A 15,186-nucleotide genomic window follows, 5' to 3' on the forward strand; every position below is an offset into this window, starting at 1 on the left:
GCGCAGGGCGTCCGGTGGTGGACCTCAGGCGCGCGCCCTGTCCGCGGTCCGGTCGTGGGTGTTCCGGTCCAGGAAGGACAGGCCGACCATGGTCACGCCCAGGATCAGGTGCAACCAGTCGTCGGCGGTGTTGAGGGGCACGAAGTTCGCGCTGGACTCCTTGTCGATGAGCAGGCCGTAGAGCCACAGCAGCAGGTACACGGCACCGCCCCAGCGCAGGAAGTTCCGCGCCCCGGAGACGCTGCGGGCCAGGGCGATGCCGGCCACACCGTAGAGCAGGTGCACGAGGTTGTGCAGGATCGAGACCTGGAAGATGCCCAGGAGCATGGCCTCGGACCGGTGTCCGGCGACCATGAGCTGGTCGTAGCCCGTGGTGATGCCGGGGATGAAACCGGCCGCGCCCACGAGCAGGAAGACGACCCCGTAGAGCAGGGCCGCCGTCCGGACGGGCGAGCGTCGGGGCGTGCGGTCGTCGGGTCGGGCGGCTGGGGTGGTCATGATGGCTCCTCTCCTCGAGTTGCTTCAGGGCGGTGCGGCGGAACGCCGGAGGCTACTCCTTCTTGAGCTTGTCCTGGATGGTGCCGGCGGCCTTCTCCTTGAGGTTGGACTGTTCGGTGGTGCCGTAGAAGCGGGCGTCGGGGTGGGTGGGGGGCGGCATCGGCACGCCCTCCATGGGTTCGGCCCGGTAGCCGAAGCTCCCGTGCCCGTCCGGGGTGCGCCCCTGGGCCCAGGAGCCGTCCGCCGCGGCGGCACCGTCGGAGAAGTTGTAGTAGTCGTAGGAGAACTCGGTGGCCTCCTTGGACTGCGGGAAGTTCGAGGGCACCGGCATCCGCTCCAGGCCGTCCTCCTGCAGCTCCTTGACCGCGGCCATCCACTGGTTCTGGTGCATGGTGTCGCGGGCCAGCAGGAAGGACAGCATGTCCCGGATGCCCTTGTCGTCGGTCATGTGGTAGAGCCGGGCGACCTGGGTGCGGCCCTGCATCTCCGCGTTGACGTTGGCGGTCATGTCCGCGAGCAGGTTCCCGGAGGCGGTCACGTAGGACCCGGACCACGGGTTGCCCATCGAGTCCACCGGCCGGGCGCCGGCCCCGGCCACGATGGCGTGCTGCAGGTCGGTGCCGCCGATCACGGCCGCGACCGCCGGGTCCCCCTGAACGGCGTCCTCGGTGATGCCCAGCGGGGCCTTCTCGAGCAGCTGGGCGACCATCGTGGCGAGCATCTCGATGTGGCCGAACTCCTCGGCGGCGGTGCCGAAGAGCAGATCGCGGTACTTGCCCGGGATGTGGGCGTTCCAGGCCTGGAAGCTGTACTGCATGGCCACGGTGATCTCGCCGTACTGGCCGCCGATCACCTCCTGGAGCTTGCGCGCGTAGACCGCGTCCGGCTTTTCCGGGGTGGACCTGTACTGCAGCGCCTGACGGTGCGTGAACATGCTGACCTCCGTTGTCGACTTCCGTGGCCGGCGGTGGGGCGGATGCCGCGTCCTCGGTTGCCGGCTGTGCGTCCCACGCTAGTGAGCGGCCCGAAAAAAAGGAAGTGTGCTGATCAACTGGCGCGGGGCCGCGCCTTCATCCGTGGCGCCCCGAGGCCTCCAGCCGGCCGGGCGCAGGGGGTGGGGCGTGCGGGTGGACGGGCAGGCCGTTGGGGACCAGCAGTTCCACGGGGCTGACCCCGTCCGGGGAACGGTCGTGCTCGACGGCCCAGCGCAGCAGGTCCACCGCGATCGCCTCGACGTGGCCGGCGGCGGTGAGGTCCACGCTGACGGTCACCGGCGGGATCAGCGTCCGGGCGCGGCGCACCAGCGGGTACAGGGCGTGCTGGTTGGTCTCGGTCAGGCAGCCGGTGACGACCAGGCGCACGGAGGCGCCGCCTAGATCGACCTGGACGAGCACGGAGAGCTTGTGGTCCACGGGAGCATCCTTCGTCGCATGCGATCTTCCCCATGGCCGCCTGCTCGACCTCCCTCCACGATACCCGCGTTGTTCCCGGCCGACCAGGTGCGCGTGGTGCTGCCCGGCACCTTCGCCGCGGACCTGCCGCACCTTTCCCGGCCTGCGCTCCTGTCCCCGGCAGGGGCTGCGGCGCGGCTCCGAGGGCGCCGGGGGAGGGCCCCGGGCGATTTTGGTTCTCCCGAAACGTGCTGGTAGAGTCTTCGTCGTTGCCCCGATAGCTCAGTGGTAGAGCGCCATCTTGGTAAGATGGAGGTCCCGGGATCGATTCCCGGTCGGGGCTCTCGTGATGAGATCCCGCGGCCCGGCCGTGCAGGCCGATCAGCCGCGGAGTCCCATCCCTCTGGCGGTGTAGCTCAGCTGGTTAGAGCGCACGACTCATAATCGTGAGGTCGACGGATCGAGCCCGTCCACCGCTACGGCGAAAAGCCCGTGACCGAAGGTCACGGGCTTTTGTCGTGCCGGGGCACGGCCCGGGCGACCCCGGTCCATCCGGGTGCGGCCCGGCGGGCCGCCGACGCCGGTCACGGGGAGCGGCCGGCGTCCCGGCGGCCCCGGCGCAGCCCCAGTTCGTAGGCCGTGAGGGCGGCGAGCGTCAGGACGACCAGCGGCAGGACGAACCACGCCATGGTCAGCGTGAACCCCTCCAGGGCGTCGTGCTCGGTCGCCGCGAGGACCACGTAGCCGGTGTAGGCGGCGTACAGCCCCACGAACAGGGCACCCTCCCAGCGGGCCACCGCGAAACCCGTGAACGCCACGGGCAGGAGGGCCACCGACGCGGCCAGCATCACCGGGATGTCCAGGGCCACCGCGGCGCCCGCCACCGGGATGCCGTCGCGGGCGATCAGGGCGGGCAGGCCGAGCACCACCCCGATGTTGAAGAGGTTGCTGCCGACCACGTTGCCGACCGCGAGGTCGCGCTCACCCCGGCGCACCGCGATGATCGACGTCGCCAGCTCGGGCAGGGACGTCCCGACGGCCACGACGGTCAGCCCGACCACGAGGCTGCTGACGCCCAGCGAGGTGGCGATGCTGACGGCCCCGTCGACGAGCAGGCTCGCCCCGGCCACCAGCAGGGCCACGCCGAGCACCACGAGCAGCACCGAGCGGGGGACCGAGGCGGGCGCCGGCTCATCACCGGGTCCGGCGCCTGCGCCGGCCCCGTGCTCGCCGGACGGGCGCCCTGCGGGCACCTCGGCCCCGCGCCGGCCGAGGACGACGGTCAGCACCGTGTGCGCCACCACCGCGGAGAGCAGGAGGACCCCGTCCAGCGCGCCGATCCGCCCGTCGAGCGAGACCAGGAGCAGCGCGGCCGACAGGGCCACCACCAGGGGCAGGTCCAGGCGCACCAGGCGCTGGGTGACCGCGAGGGGCAGCACCAGCGCGGAGGCCCCGAGGATGAGCAGGACGTTGACGATGTTGCTGCCCACCACGTTGCCGACGGCCAGGCCGGGCTCGTCGCGCAGCACGGCGCCGACGGTGACGGCCAGCTCCGGCGCCGACGTGGCCGCCGAGACCACGGTGAGCCCGACCACCAGGGAGGAGATCCCGACCCGCCGGGCGAGCGCGGACGCCCCCCGCACCAGGAGCTCCCCGCCCAGCACCAGCAGCACCAGTCCGGCGACGATCCGGCCCGCGTCCAGGAGATCCATGGGCAGGAGTGTACGTGCCGGGAGCGTCCGCGGCCCGTGGGGCGGAGCACGCCACCGTAGACTGGGCGCGTCCCGCCGCCTGCGCGCGGCCCCGTCCAGCGAGGAGCTGCCATGCCCGTGAACCCCGATCTCGTCGGGCGGACCTACCCGCCGGCCGAGCCCTACAGCGTCGGACGGGAGGCGATCCGCGACTTCGCCCGCGCCGTCCGGGCCGCCCACCCCGCCCACCACGACGTCGAGGCGGCCCGGTCCCTCGGCCACGCCGATCTCGTCGCACCCCCCACCTTCGCGATCGTGGTGGCCCAGCGCGCCGACGCCGCGCTGATCGCCGACCCCGAGGCCGGCATCGACTTCTCGCGCGTGGTCCACGCCGACCAGCGCTTCACCCACCACCGCCCGATCGTGGCCGGGGACGAGCTCGTCGCCGAGCTGCACGTGGACCAGGTCCGGGCCATGGGCTCCGGGGCGATGGTGACGTCCCGCGCCGAGATCCGCGCCGCGGACGGCGAGCAGGTCGCCACCACCGTGTCGTCCCTGCTGGTGCGAGGGGAGGACCAGTGACCGCGCGCATCGACTTCGACAGCCTCGAGAAGGGCCAGGAGATCGGGGAGCGCCGCATCGAGCTCTCCCGCGCCGACCTGGTCCGGTACGCCGGGGCCTCCGGGGACCTCAACCCGATCCACTGGAACGAGGAGTTCGCCCGCTCCGTGGGCCTGCCCGACGTCATCGCCCACGGGATGCTCACGATGGGCGCCGCCGTGCAGCTCGTCACCGACTGGGCCGGCGACCCGGGCGCCGTCGTCGACTACCAGACCCGCTTCACCAAGCCGGTGGTCGTCCCCAACCGCTTCGGGACCGAGGTCGAGTCCTCCACGGCCCTCACGGTCTCCGGGAAGGTCGGCGCCCTCGACGACGCCGCCCGCACCGCGCGCGTGGACCTCACCGTGACCGCCCCCGACCTCTCCGCGGCGGGCGCCGACCCGGCGACCGCGGCCCCGCTGAAGGTGCTGGTGAAGGCCCAGGCCGTGGTGCGGCTGGCGTGAGCGCCGGCCGGGGGCGCGGCGGGCCGGCCGATAAACTGGTCGCCATGACGTCCCCTCGCATCGCAGACCTCACGACCGCCGCCGTGGGCGGACCCGCCCGCCACTACGTGCGGGCGGAGTCCGAGCACGCGGTCGTCGACGCCGTCGCGGCCGCCGACGCCGCCGGACGGGACGTGCTCGTGGTCGGGGGCGGCTCCAACCTCATCGCGGCCGACGCCGGGTTCGCGGGCACCGTGGTGCACGTGGCCTCGCACGGCGTCGAGGTCCTCGACGAGGCTCCGGGGAGCACCCTCCTGGAGGTCCAGGCCGGCCACTCCTGGGACGAGCTCGTGGCGCAGGCCGTGGCCGGGGGACTGGTCGGCATCGAGGCCCTGTCCGGCATCCCCGGCACCACCGGTGCCACCCCGGTGCAGAACGTCGGGGCGTACGGCCAGGAGGTGGCCCAGACCGTGGAGCTCGTGCGGGCCTGGGACCGCCACGAGCGGCGCGTGCGGGAGTTCGCCCCGGCCGACCTGGCCTTCTCCTACCGGGACTCCGCCCTCAAGCGCAGCACGGTGGCCGGCTCCCCGCGCTTCGTCGTCCTCGCGGTGCGGTTCCGGCTCGGGCGGGGCACCGAGAGCGCGCCGGTGCGCTACGGCGAGCTCGCACGCCGGCTCGGCGTCGAGGTGGGGGAGCGCGCCCCGCTGGGCCGGGTGCGGGAGACCGTCCTGGCCCTGCGCGCGGGCAAGGGCATGGTCCTCGACCCCGGGGACCGCGACACCTACAGCACCGGCTCGTTCTTCACGAACCCGATCCTCCCGGCGGACGCGCTGGGGGAGCGGCTGCCCGCCGACGCCCCCCGCTTCCCCGTGGTGGACGCCGCGGGACGCCCGATCGCGGACCGGGTCAAGCTCTCGGCCGCGTGGCTCATCGACCACGCGGGCTTCGGCAAGGGCTTCGGGCTGCCCGGCACCCGCAACGAGCTCCTGGACCTCGACGGCGCCGCGGTCGCCGGGGGGCGCGCCTCGCTGTCGACCAAGCACACGCTCGCGCTCACCAACCGCGGCGGCGCCTCCGCGCAGGACCTCATGGCGCTGGCCCGGACGGTCCGGGACGGCGTCGCGTCCGTCTACGGGGTGGACCTCGTCGCCGAGCCCGTCATCGTGGGCACGGCGGTCTGAGGCGGCGGCCGTGAGCAGCCTCGAGGACGAGATCGCCCAGGGGGAGAACTCCGAGGGCCGGGTGCGGAGGGCCCTGGGCCGACTGCGCCGCTGGTCGCGCGGGCACCCCCTGCTGTTCGCGGTCTACCGGACGCTCGTGACGGTCCTCGGCGGCGTCTTCGTCCTGGCGGGGCTGGTCATGCTCGTGACGCCGGGCCCGGGGTGGCTGGCCATCTTCCTGGGCCTCGGGATCTGGGGCACCGAGTTCCACTGGGCGCACCGGCTCAACCAGTGGGCCAAGGGACAGGTGGTGCGCGGCTGGCGGTGGTGGCTGGCCCGCACGGCCGAGGGGCGCCACCGCCGGGCCCTCGCCGGCCCCGGCAACCTCGTGCCGGGTCCCCGGCACCTGCGCACCCCCGGCGCCTGAGCGCACCCGCGCCCCGGCCGGCCGGCCCTGCGGCGGTCCGCCCTCCTGCGGTTCGTCCACGGGCGGTTCGTCCTCGGGCCGTCCGTCCCCCGGTGACCCGGCCTCCGGAGGCGCTCCGCGCGGGCCGGCGGAAGCCCGGATCAGCGGGAGCGGCCCAGCTGCGCGGCCACCAGCTCGAGGGCCTGCTCCGCCGAGAGCCCGAGGTCCGCGATCTCGGCGGCGTAGCGGCGGGCGGCCTGCACCGCCAGGTCCTCGGTCCGGTCCGCGGCGCGCACGAAGCTGCCCCGGCGGCCCCGGGTCTCGATGACGCCGGCGGCCTCGAGCTCGCGGTAGGCCTTGGCCACGGTGCCGGCCGCGAGGCCCAGCGCCTCGGCGAGCCGGCGCACCGGGGGCAGCCGGGTGCCCGGCGGCAGGGTGCCGTCCGTGCGGCCCTGCTGCACCCGGTGCCGGAGCTGCTCGGACGGCGGACGGGCGTCGCCCGCGTCGAGCGCGAGCCCCGGCGGGATCGGGGTCTCCGCCACCGGCTACAGGGTGCCGGTGGCGATGCGCAGCATGCGGCGCAGCGGCTCGGCCGCGCCCCACAGCAGCTGGTCGCCGATCGTGAAGGCGCTGATGTAGCCCGGCCCCATGGCGAGCTTGCGGATCCGGCCCACGGGGATGTCCAGGGTCCCGGAGGTCGCCACGGGGGTGAGGTCCCGCATCGAGTCCTCCTTGGTGTTGGGCACCACGGTGGCCCACTCGTTGTCGGCGTCGATGATCCGCTCGATCTCGTCCACGGGCAGGTCCTCGCGCAGCTTGATCGTGAGGGCCTGGGAGTGCGAGCGCATCGTGGCGATCCGCACGCACAGCCCGTCCATGGGCACCCAGTCCTGGGCGAACCGGTCCGTGCGGCCCAGGATCTTGTTGGTCTCGGCCGCGGACTTCCACTCCTCGCGGGACTGCCCGTTGCCGAGGTCGGCGTCGATCCAGGGGATGAGGGAGCCGGACAGGGGCGCGCCGAACATCGAGGTGTCCAGGGTGTCGCCGCGCTGGGCGTCGAGCACCTTGCGGTCGATGTCCAGGATCGCGGCGGCGGGATCGGCCAGCTCGTCCGCGACGACGCCGTGGAGGGCGCCGAACTGCGCCAGCACCTCGCGCATGTGCCGGGCCCCGCCGCCCGAGGCGGCCTGGTAGGTCATCGACGTGGCCCACTCCACGAGGTCGTTGCGGAACAGCCCGCCCAGCCCCATGAGCAGGCAGGAGACCGTGCAGTTGCCGCCCACGAAGTCCTTCACGCCGCTCTCGAGCCCGCGGTCGATGACGTCCCGGTTGACGGGGTCCAGGACGATGATCGCGTCGTCGTTCATCCGCAGGGTCGAGGCGGCGTCGATCCACAGCCCGTCCCACCCGGCGGCGCGGAGCCGGCCGTGCACCTCCTTGGTGTAGTCCCCGCCCTGGGCGGTGACGATCACGGGCAGCTTGCACAGGGTCTCGAGGTCGTGGGCGTCCTGCAGCGTGCCGGCGTCCCCGGCGAACTGCGGGGCGGGGCGGCCGGCGCTCGAGGTGGAGAAGAACACCGGGGTGATCCCCCCGAAGTCCCCCTCCTCCTGCATGCGCTGCATGAGCACGGAGCCCACCATGCCGCGCCAGCCGACGAACCCTACCGAATCTCCCGAGCGAAAAGTCATGGCCCCCAGTCTACTGGGCGCGGTGGAGGGCCCAGCGCCGCCGCTTCTCCTTGACCTTCTGCGCCGGCGGGAGCTCGAGACCGGGCACCACCACGTCCCCGTACTGCGGGAAGCGGTGGAGGTAGTCCTGGACGTAGGTGCACGTGGGCCGCACCGCGACGCCCTGCTCCCGGAAGCCGTCCAGCAGCAGCGTGACGAGGGTGCGCGCGTAGCCCTGCCGGCCGAACTGCTCGCCGATGATGGTGTGCTGGAGCTCGACCGTGCCGTCCTCGTGCTCCTGGAAGCCCTCGAAGCCGATGAACTGCTCTCCCCGCCACAGCTCGAAGCGGTCGAGGTCCGAGTTCTTCACGACGCGCAGCTGCTCGTCGTCCCGGATCGTGGGGTCGGGGTGCCGGTCGGTCACGGTCGTCCTCCTGGTCGTGGTGCAGCTCACGCTACCGGAGCCGCCGGGCCACCGGAACCGCGCACGCCTGCCCCGTCCCCGTGCGGGCCGCGCGTGCGCCGGTCGATCCGGTAGCCCAGGCCGGTGCGGGACACCGACGGACCCACGACCGGCTCCGTGGCCCACGTGCCGTCGAGCACCGGGGCGTGCGTGTCCCCCTCGGCGTCGAGGTCGATGACGGTCACGAGCGCCTCCGTCACGGGGTGCTCGGCGTCCGCCAGGGCCTGCCGGTAGACCTCGCCGCCGCCGATCACCCAGATCCGCTCCGCGCCGGGGCTCGACCGGGCCAGGCGCACGGCCTCGGCGTAGGACGCCGCGGTCAGCACCGCGCCGGGACCGGCCCCCGGGGCCACGCGGTCGGGGGACGAGGTGATCACGATGTTGGTCCGTGCGGGCAGGGGACGGAAGCGCTCCGGGAAGGACTCCCACGTGCGCCGGCCCATGATCACCGGGTGGCCGGTCGTGGTGCGCCGGAAGAAGGCCATGTCCTCCGGCAGGGACCAGGGCATCGTCCCGCCGCGGCCGATGACACCGCCGGCGGTCTGCGCCCAGATCGCCCCGACCGTCCCGGTGGGGCCGGGCGGGCGCGCCGGGTCCGGGGCGGCGCTCATACGGCCACCGGCGCCTTGATCGCGGGGTGGTGGCGGTAGTCGAGGACCTCGAAGTCCTCGAACTCGAAGTCGAAGACGGTGGCGGGGCGCCGGGCGAGCCGCAGCCGCGGATAGGGGTAGGGCTCCCTCGAGAGCTGCTCGCGGACCTGCGCCACGTGGTTGTCGTAGACGTGGCAGTCGCCGCCGGTCCAGACGAACTCCCCGGGCTCGAGGTCGGTCTGCTGGGCGATCATGACGGTGAGCAGCGCGTAGGAGGCGATGTTGAACGGCACGCCCAGGAACATGTCCGCGGAGCGCTGGTAGAGCTGGCAGGACAGCCGGCCCGGTCCGTCCTCCCGGGGCTCGACGTAGAACTGGAACAGTGCGTGGCACGGCGGCAGGGCCATCTCGTCCACCTCGGCCGGGTTCCACGCGGTCACCACGTGGCGCCGCGAGTCGGGGTTCGTGCGGATCTGCTCCACGACCTTGGCGATCTGGTCGATCGACCCGCCGTCGGCGGTGGGCCAGGACCGCCACTGCACGCCGTAGACCGGGCCGAGCTCCCCGTCCTGGTCGGCCCACTCGTCCCAGATGGACACCCCGCGCTCCTGCAGCCACCGCACGTTCGAGTCCCCGCGCAGGAACCACAGCAGCTCGAGGGCGAGCGACCTGAAGTGCACGCGCTTGGTGGTCAGCAGCGGGAAGGACTCCGCCAGGTCGAAGCGGATCTGGCGCCCGAAGACGCTGCGCGTCCCGGTGCCCGTGCGGTCGGACTTGTGCACGCCCTGGTCGAGGACCTCCCGCAGGAGGTCCTCGTAGGGCGTCGGCACCGGGGCGGACACGGGGGCGGGGGAGGTCATGCGGGACTCCTCGGGAAGGCTCGTGGCGGAAGGGGACGCGGCAGAAAGGGGCGTGGCGGGGGACCTCGTGGCGGGCCGGGCGGGAGGTCAGTCGTCGAAGGGCTTCACGAGCTCCACGGAGACCACGCGGCGGCGGTGCCGGCGGGAGACCTGCAGCACGATCATCTCGCCGGGGGACAGGTACGGGTCCTTGGCCGGCAGCAGCGCGGCGAGCTCGGGGTCCGTGTGCCGGGCGATGACCTTGATGACGGTGGGCAGCACCGGGCGGTGGGTGCACAGCGCCACGGGGACGTCCTTGTCGAACATGGTCTGGGCCACGGCGGCCGCCTTCTTGGGATGGCGCTTGTGCGAGGCCTCCGTCAGCTGGGGGCGTTCCCGCACGGAGACCCCGGCCTTCCGCGCGTACGGCACCACCGTGGACAGGCACCGGAGCCAGGGGGACGTGAGCACCCGCTCGGGGGACCAGGCCCGCAGCAGCCGGGTCACGGCGAGGGCCTGGCGCTTGCCGGTCGCGGCCAGGGGGCGGTCGCCCTCGGCCCGGGACCAGGACGAGCGCGGCTTCGCCTTGGCGTGGCGCACGACGATCGCCGGGCGCGTGGCGAGGTCCCCCTGCTCGTGCAGCTCCACGAGGGCCGCGAGCGGCTCCCGGTCGGAGGGGTTGGTCAGCATCCGGTGCGCCTCGTCGGGCCCGACCCAGCGGACGGCATCGACCTCCCGGCCGTCGGGCTCGGGGCGCGCCCCGGGACCGAACTCCGCGGCCCAGTAGTGCACGTCCTTGCTGCCGTCCTTGACCTCGTAGCGGATGGTGGGCAGGGGCACCCCCAGCCGCGGGAGCAGGCCGATCTCCTCGCTGACCTCCCGGTGGGCGGTCTCGGGCAGCGTCTCGCCCTCGTCCTGCTTGCCCTTGGGGAAGGACCAGTCGTCGTAGCGCGGCCGGTGGATGAGCAGGACCTCGAGGTCGTTGCCCGTCCGTCGCCAGCACAGGCACCCGGCCGCGAGCACGGCGGCGGGCCGTCCGCCCGCCGCCGTGCTCCTCGCACCGGTCCTCGTTCCCGCCCTGCCGGTGCTCCCGTCCGGGCCCGGCCCGGAGGTCCTCCCCGCGGTCCGCACGGCGGTCCTCACTGCGGTTCTGTCGCCGGTCCGCTCCGCGGCCTTCGCGGCGGTCTTCACAGCCGCCTTCTCAGCGGTCTTCTCAGTGGTCTTCTCAGCGGCCTTCTCGGTGCTGGTCGCTGCGGTGTTCTCGACGGTCCTGGGCATGGTCCCTCTCTCGTCCCCTGTCCGTGGTGCACGGGCGTGCCGGGGCCCGCGGTCCGGACCATCGGGTGGCACCCCCACGATGCTACCGCCGACCTGATCGCCGGCTAGATCGTGGGCCGGCCGAGGGCCCGGCTGCGCAGCAGGTGCTCCTGGACGTCCACGAGCGGGTTCCCCTCGGCGTCCCGGTGGTGGCGGGTCCACACGCCCTCGGCGTCCAGGTGCCAGCTGGCCGTGCCGTCCGAGACGTAGCGGGCGAGCAGTCGCACGAGCGCCTCCGCCTGCTGGGGGTCGGTGATCCGGACCAGGGTCTCCACCCGGCGGTCCAGGTTGCGGTGCATCATGTCCGCCGAGCCGATGTAGACCAGGGGCGCGCCGGCGTTGCAGAACGCGAAGACCCGGGAGTGCTCCAGGAACCGGCCCAGCACCGACCGGACCCGGATGTTCTCGCTGAGCCCCGGCACCCCCGGGCGCAGGGCGCAGATCCCGCGGACCACCACGTCCACGGGCACCCCGGCCTGCGAGGCCCGGTACAGGGCGTCGATCACGGCCTCGTCCACGATCGAGTTGCACTTGACCTGGATCCGCGCCGGCCGGCCGGCCCGGTGGTGGCGGATCTCGGCCTCGACGAGGTCGATGAGCCCGGAGCGCACCGACCGCGGCGCCACGAGCAGGCGCTGGAACGTGGTCTTGGGGGCGTAGCCGGAGAGCTGGTTGAACAGCCTCGAGACGTCCTCCCCGACCTCGGGGTCGCACGTGAGCAGGCCCAGGTCCTCGTAGAAGCGCGCGGTGGAGGGGTGGTAGTTGCCGGTGCCGATGTGCACGTAGCGGCGCAGCCCGTGCTCCTCCTGGCGCACCACGAGGGAGAGCTTGCAGTGGGTCTTCAGCCCCACGATGCCGTAGACCACGTGCACCCCGGCCTGCTCGAGCTTGCGGGCCCAGGAGATGTTGGCCTGCTCGTCGAAGCGGGCCTTGATCTCCACGAGCGCCAGCACCTGCTTGCCGGCCTCGGCGGCGTCGATGAGCGCGTCCACGATGGGGGAGTCGCCCGAGGTCCGGTACAGGGTCTGCTTGATGGCCTGGACCCTCGGGTCCGCGGCGGCCTGCTCCAGGAAGGCCTGGACGCTCGTGGCGAACGAGTCGTAGGGGTGGTGCAGCAGCACGTCCCGGGCCCGGGTCGCGGCGAAGACGTCCGCGGCCTTGGCGGTCTCCGCGGCGTTGAGGTAGCGGGAGGTGTGGGCCACGTGGCGGGGGTAGTGCAGCTCCGGGCGGTCGATCCCGGCGATGACCCCCAGTCCGCGCAGGTCCAGGGGGGCGGGCAGCCGGTAGATCTCGGACTCGTCGATGCCCAGCTCGGAGACGAGCAGCTCGAGCACCTCCGTGCTGATGCTGTCCGTGACCTCCAGGCGCACCGCGGGACCGAAGCGGCGGCGCAGCAGCTCCTTCTCGAGCGCCTGCAGCAGGTTCTCGGCGTCGTCCTCCTCGACCTCCAGGTCCTCGTTGCGGGTCACCCGGAACACCTGGTGCTCCTCGACCTCCATCCCGGGGAACAGATCGTCCAGGTGCTGGGCGATGACGTCCTCGAGCGGGATGAACCGGGCCTGGCCGTTCGGCAGCCGGGAGGCGCGGGCCCCGTCCACCGGGAGCAGCCGGGGCAGCTGGTCCGGGACCTTCACGCGGGCGAACAGCCGCTTGCCGGACTGCGGGTTGCGGACCATCACGGCCAGGTTGAGGCTCAGTCCGGAGATGTAGGGGAACGGGTGGGCCGGGTCCACGGCCAGCGGCGTGAGGATGGGGAACACCTGGCGGTGGAAGTCCTGGGTGAGCCGCTCCCGCGTGGCGGCGTCGAGGTCCTCCCAGCCGACCAGGTGGATGTTGTGCCGGGTCAGTTCGGGCCGCACCAGGTCGTGGAAGGCCCTCGCGTGCCGCTCCTGGAGCTCGTGGGCGCGCGCGGCGATGGTGGCCATCTGCTCCGCGGGGGAGTGCCCGGAGGCGGCCGGCCGGGCGATGCCGGTGGCGATGCGCCGCTTGAGCCCCGCCACCCGGACCATGAAGAACTCGTCCAGGTTGGAGGCCACGATGGACAGGAAGTGCACGCGCTCCAGGAGGAAGAGGTCCGGGTCCTCCGCGAGCTCCAGGACCCGGGAGTTGAACGCTACCCAGCTCGCCTCGCGGTCCAGGAAGCGTTCGGGGCCGTGCCGGCCCTCCAGCACCTGCCGGGCCGCGGGCACCGGGTCGTCGATCCGGTCCCGGTCGCCGTGGCCCCGGGCGGCCGCGCCGTCGGGGACGGGAGGCTCGTCCGGCGCGGGCCCGCCGGGCTGGACCCCGGGCGCGCCGGGGGCCGGCGCGGACTGCGGGGTGTCCTGCTGGTGCGTGGTCATCAGGGTCCTGTCTCGTGGTGGCGTGTCGGGGCGGTCCCGGCGCGGGGCGGGCGGTGCGGGTCAGGCGGGCAGGTCCCCGGCGTACATCACGTCGAGGTGCCAGGGCCGGAACCCCAGGGCCTCGTACAGCCGCAGGGCGGCGGCGTTGTCGCCGTCCACGTAGAGCATGACCTCGTCCAGGCCCTGCCGTGCCAGGTGGTTGACGCCGGCGGCCGTCAGGGCCCGGCCCAGGCCCGTGCCCTGGTGCCCGGGCACCACGCCCACGGCGTACACCTCGCCGAGCGGGCCGTGGTCGGCGCCGCCCGCGTGGACCTTGGTCCAGTGGAAGCCGGCCACCGTCCCCGGCTCGTCCTCCCGGACCGCGAGCAGGAAGCCGGCGGGGTCGAACCACGGCTCGGCCTCCCGCTGCCGCAGGTCGTCGAGGGTCATCCGGCCCTGCTCGGGGTGCCCGGCGAACGCCGCCGCGTTGACCCGCAGCCACTCCTGCTCGTCGCGGCCGGGCTCGAACGCCCGCAGCCGGAAGCCCACGGGCATCTCCTCGGGGAGGGGGAGGTCCGCCGCGCCGCGCAGCGGGCGCAGCAGCCGGTGCAGGTCCCGGACGGGGGACAGACCGTGCCGGGCCGCGAGCGCCGCGGCGGCGGGGTGGCCGCCGTGGGCCCAGGCCCGCACCGTGCCGGTGGTGCCGGCGGCCACCGCCGACGCCAGGGCCGTGCCGATCCCGGCGCCGCGGTGGGCGGGATCGACCACGAGCTCCACGAGCTGGGCGCCGTCGGGCTCGGGCACGCGCACGGCGGCGCCGAGGAGCTCCCCGCCGCGCGAGCGCGCCAGGACGGTGCCGACCCCGCCGTCCGGGGCCGAGCGCAGGTCGACCAGGGTCTGGTCGGAGAACGGCGGGTCGCCGTCCGCGGCGGCGGCGCGGGAGGCGAGCTCCACGATCTCCTCGGCCGGCGGGGCCTCCGGCCGGTCGAGGTCGTACGGCACGGGCTGGGACATGGGGACCTCCTGCGTGGGGTGCGGAACGGGCGGGCCGGGACGGACGGTGCTCAGCCCTCCCGGGCCCGCGTCGTGGCGAAGCTGTAGCCCACGTTACGCACCGTGGTGATCAGGTGCTCGTGGTCGGCGCCCAGCTTGGCGCGCAGCCGCCGCACGTGGACGTCCACGGTGCGGGTGCCGCCGTAGTAGTCGTAGCCCCAGACCTCGCTCAGCAGCTGGGCGCGCGTGAAGACCCGCCCGGAGTGCTGGGCCAGGTACTTCAGCAGCTCGAACTCCTTGTAGGTCAGGTTCAGGGGCTGGCCGTTGACGTGCGCGGAGTAGGCGGCGTCGTCGATGACCACGGAGCCGGCCCGGATCCGGGTGTCGTCCTCGGGGACCTCGGCCGTGCGGGAGGAGGCGAGGCGCAGCCGGGCCTCGACCTCCGCGGGACCGGCGGTGTCCAGTACCACGTCGTCGACCATCCAGTTCGCGGCCACCGCCGCCATGCCGCCCTCGGTGAGGACCATCAGCAGCGGCGCCGCCAGGCCCTTGGCCGTGAGCAGCTGCGCGAGGTTGCGCGCGGTGATCAGATCGGTGCGCCCGTCCAGCAGGACCACGTCCGGGGAGCGTCCGTCGAGGCTGCCGGAGGCGGTCCGGGTCGGGGCGACCGAGACCTTGTGGTTGAGCAGGTCGAGGGCCGGGAGCACCGATGCCGAGGGTCCGTCCGCGTCGGTCAGCATCAGGATCTGGAACACTCGTGCTTCTCCACTCTGGCGTACGGACTGAGCTGTCAGTATAGGTGCGGGCAGG

General features: G+C 73.7%; 17 protein-coding genes and 2 tRNA genes. 6 read left to right on the plus strand and 13 right to left on the minus strand.

From position 1 onward, the window contains the following. Positions 1-24: 24 nt before the first annotated feature. The 3 genes from AVL61_RS00930 to AVL61_RS00940 all read right to left on the minus strand — a co-directional run bounded on the left by AVL61_RS00930 (position 25) and on the right by AVL61_RS00940 (position 1,910). Positions 25-498, minus strand: coding sequence for a DUF4383 domain-containing protein (locus tag AVL61_RS00930; RefSeq protein WP_058872486.1), 474 nt, complete (start codon positions 496-498; stop codon positions 25-27). Between the two features lie 52 nt (positions 499-550). After that, positions 551-1,432, minus strand: coding sequence for a manganese catalase (locus AVL61_RS00935; protein WP_058872487.1), 882 nt, complete (start codon positions 1,430-1,432; stop codon positions 551-553). A 136-nt stretch (positions 1,433-1,568) separates the two neighbouring features. Then, the gene (locus AVL61_RS00940) at positions 1,569-1,910 is read right to left on the minus strand and encodes a hypothetical protein (RefSeq protein WP_058872488.1); all 342 of its coding nucleotides are present in this window, start codon (positions 1,908-1,910) and stop codon (positions 1,569-1,571) included. A 250-nt stretch (positions 1,911-2,160) separates the two neighbouring features. Here AVL61_RS00940 and AVL61_RS00945 point away from each other — a divergent pair. Next, positions 2,161-2,232, plus strand: a tRNA-Thr gene (locus AVL61_RS00945). A gap of 62 nt (positions 2,233-2,294) precedes the next feature. Beyond that, positions 2,295-2,368: transfer RNA gene (locus AVL61_RS00950), tRNA-Met, on the plus strand. Positions 2,369-2,473: 105 nt separating this feature from the next. Here the strand turns inward: AVL61_RS00950 and AVL61_RS00955 are convergent. Next, entirely contained in the window at positions 2,474-3,601 is a 1,128-nt protein-coding gene (locus AVL61_RS00955; protein ID WP_058872489.1) for a calcium/sodium antiporter, read from the minus strand. 111 nt (positions 3,602-3,712) lie between these two features. Between AVL61_RS00955 and AVL61_RS00960 the strand changes: the two genes are divergently transcribed. The 4 genes from AVL61_RS00960 to AVL61_RS00975 are packed head-to-tail and all read left to right on the plus strand — an operon-like array spanning position 3,713 to position 6,210. Beyond that, positions 3,713-4,162, plus strand: a complete 450-nt coding sequence (locus AVL61_RS00960; protein ID WP_058872490.1) for a MaoC family dehydratase N-terminal domain-containing protein — start codon at positions 3,713-3,715, stop codon at positions 4,160-4,162. Then, positions 4,159-4,644, plus strand: a complete 486-nt coding sequence (locus AVL61_RS00965) for a MaoC family dehydratase (protein WP_082696877.1) — start codon at positions 4,159-4,161, stop codon at positions 4,642-4,644. Before AVL61_RS00960 ends, AVL61_RS00965 begins: the two co-directional genes overlap by 4 nt. A 44-nt stretch (positions 4,645-4,688) precedes the next feature. Then, the gene (locus AVL61_RS00970) at positions 4,689-5,804 is read left to right on the plus strand and encodes a UDP-N-acetylmuramate dehydrogenase (protein WP_058872491.1); all 1,116 of its coding nucleotides are present in this window, start codon (positions 4,689-4,691) and stop codon (positions 5,802-5,804) included. 10 nt (positions 5,805-5,814) lie between these two features. Further along, positions 5,815-6,210, plus strand: a complete 396-nt coding sequence (locus AVL61_RS00975; RefSeq protein ID WP_058872492.1) for a TIGR02611 family protein — start codon at positions 5,815-5,817, stop codon at positions 6,208-6,210. 140 nt (positions 6,211-6,350) lie between these two features. On the opposite strand, the gene AVL61_RS00980 is transcribed toward AVL61_RS00975, so the two are convergent. From AVL61_RS00980 to AVL61_RS01020, 9 genes are all read right to left on the minus strand, one after another. Beyond that, positions 6,351-6,731, minus strand: coding sequence for a GntR family transcriptional regulator (locus tag AVL61_RS00980; RefSeq protein WP_082696878.1), 381 nt, complete (start codon positions 6,729-6,731; stop codon positions 6,351-6,353). Positions 6,732-6,734: 3 nt separating this feature from the next. Next, positions 6,735-7,877, minus strand: coding sequence for an aspartate-semialdehyde dehydrogenase (asd, locus tag AVL61_RS00985; protein ID WP_058872493.1), 1,143 nt, complete (start codon positions 7,875-7,877; stop codon positions 6,735-6,737). Positions 7,878-7,887: 10 nt separating this feature from the next. Continuing rightward, a complete protein-coding gene (locus AVL61_RS00990; protein ID WP_058872494.1) occupies positions 7,888-8,280 on the minus strand; it encodes a GNAT family N-acetyltransferase in 393 nt (130 codons plus the stop codon). 26 nt (positions 8,281-8,306) lie between these two features. Further along, positions 8,307-8,930, minus strand: a complete 624-nt coding sequence (locus AVL61_RS00995) for a dihydrofolate reductase (RefSeq protein ID WP_058872495.1) — start codon at positions 8,928-8,930, stop codon at positions 8,307-8,309. Continuing rightward, a complete protein-coding gene (locus AVL61_RS01000) occupies positions 8,927-9,769 on the minus strand; it encodes a thymidylate synthase (RefSeq protein ID WP_058872496.1) in 843 nt (280 codons plus the stop codon). Before AVL61_RS01000 ends, AVL61_RS00995 begins: the two co-directional genes overlap by 4 nt. A gap of 87 nt (positions 9,770-9,856) precedes the next feature. Continuing rightward, positions 9,857-11,026, minus strand: coding sequence for an NUDIX hydrolase (locus AVL61_RS01005; protein ID WP_231738230.1), 1,170 nt, complete (start codon positions 11,024-11,026; stop codon positions 9,857-9,859). Positions 11,027-11,130: 104 nt separating this feature from the next. Continuing rightward, the gene (locus AVL61_RS01010; protein WP_058872498.1) at positions 11,131-13,404 is read right to left on the minus strand and encodes an RNA degradosome polyphosphate kinase; all 2,274 of its coding nucleotides are present in this window, start codon (positions 13,402-13,404) and stop codon (positions 11,131-11,133) included. Between the two features lie 60 nt (positions 13,405-13,464). Beyond that, entirely contained in the window at positions 13,465-14,397 is a 933-nt protein-coding gene (gene mshD, locus AVL61_RS01015; protein ID WP_058872499.1) for a mycothiol synthase, read from the minus strand. Between the two features lie 50 nt (positions 14,398-14,447). Continuing rightward, positions 14,448-15,131: a response regulator transcription factor gene (locus AVL61_RS01020; protein ID WP_157571239.1), complete on the minus strand. Its 684-nt coding sequence runs from the start codon at positions 15,129-15,131 to the stop codon at positions 14,448-14,450. Between the last annotated feature and the right edge of the window lie 55 nt (positions 15,132-15,186).

This window comes from Kocuria rosea subsp. polaris, from assembly GCF_001483755.1.
Lineage (GTDB): Bacteria > Actinomycetota > Actinomycetes > Actinomycetales > Micrococcaceae > Kocuria > Kocuria cellulosilytica.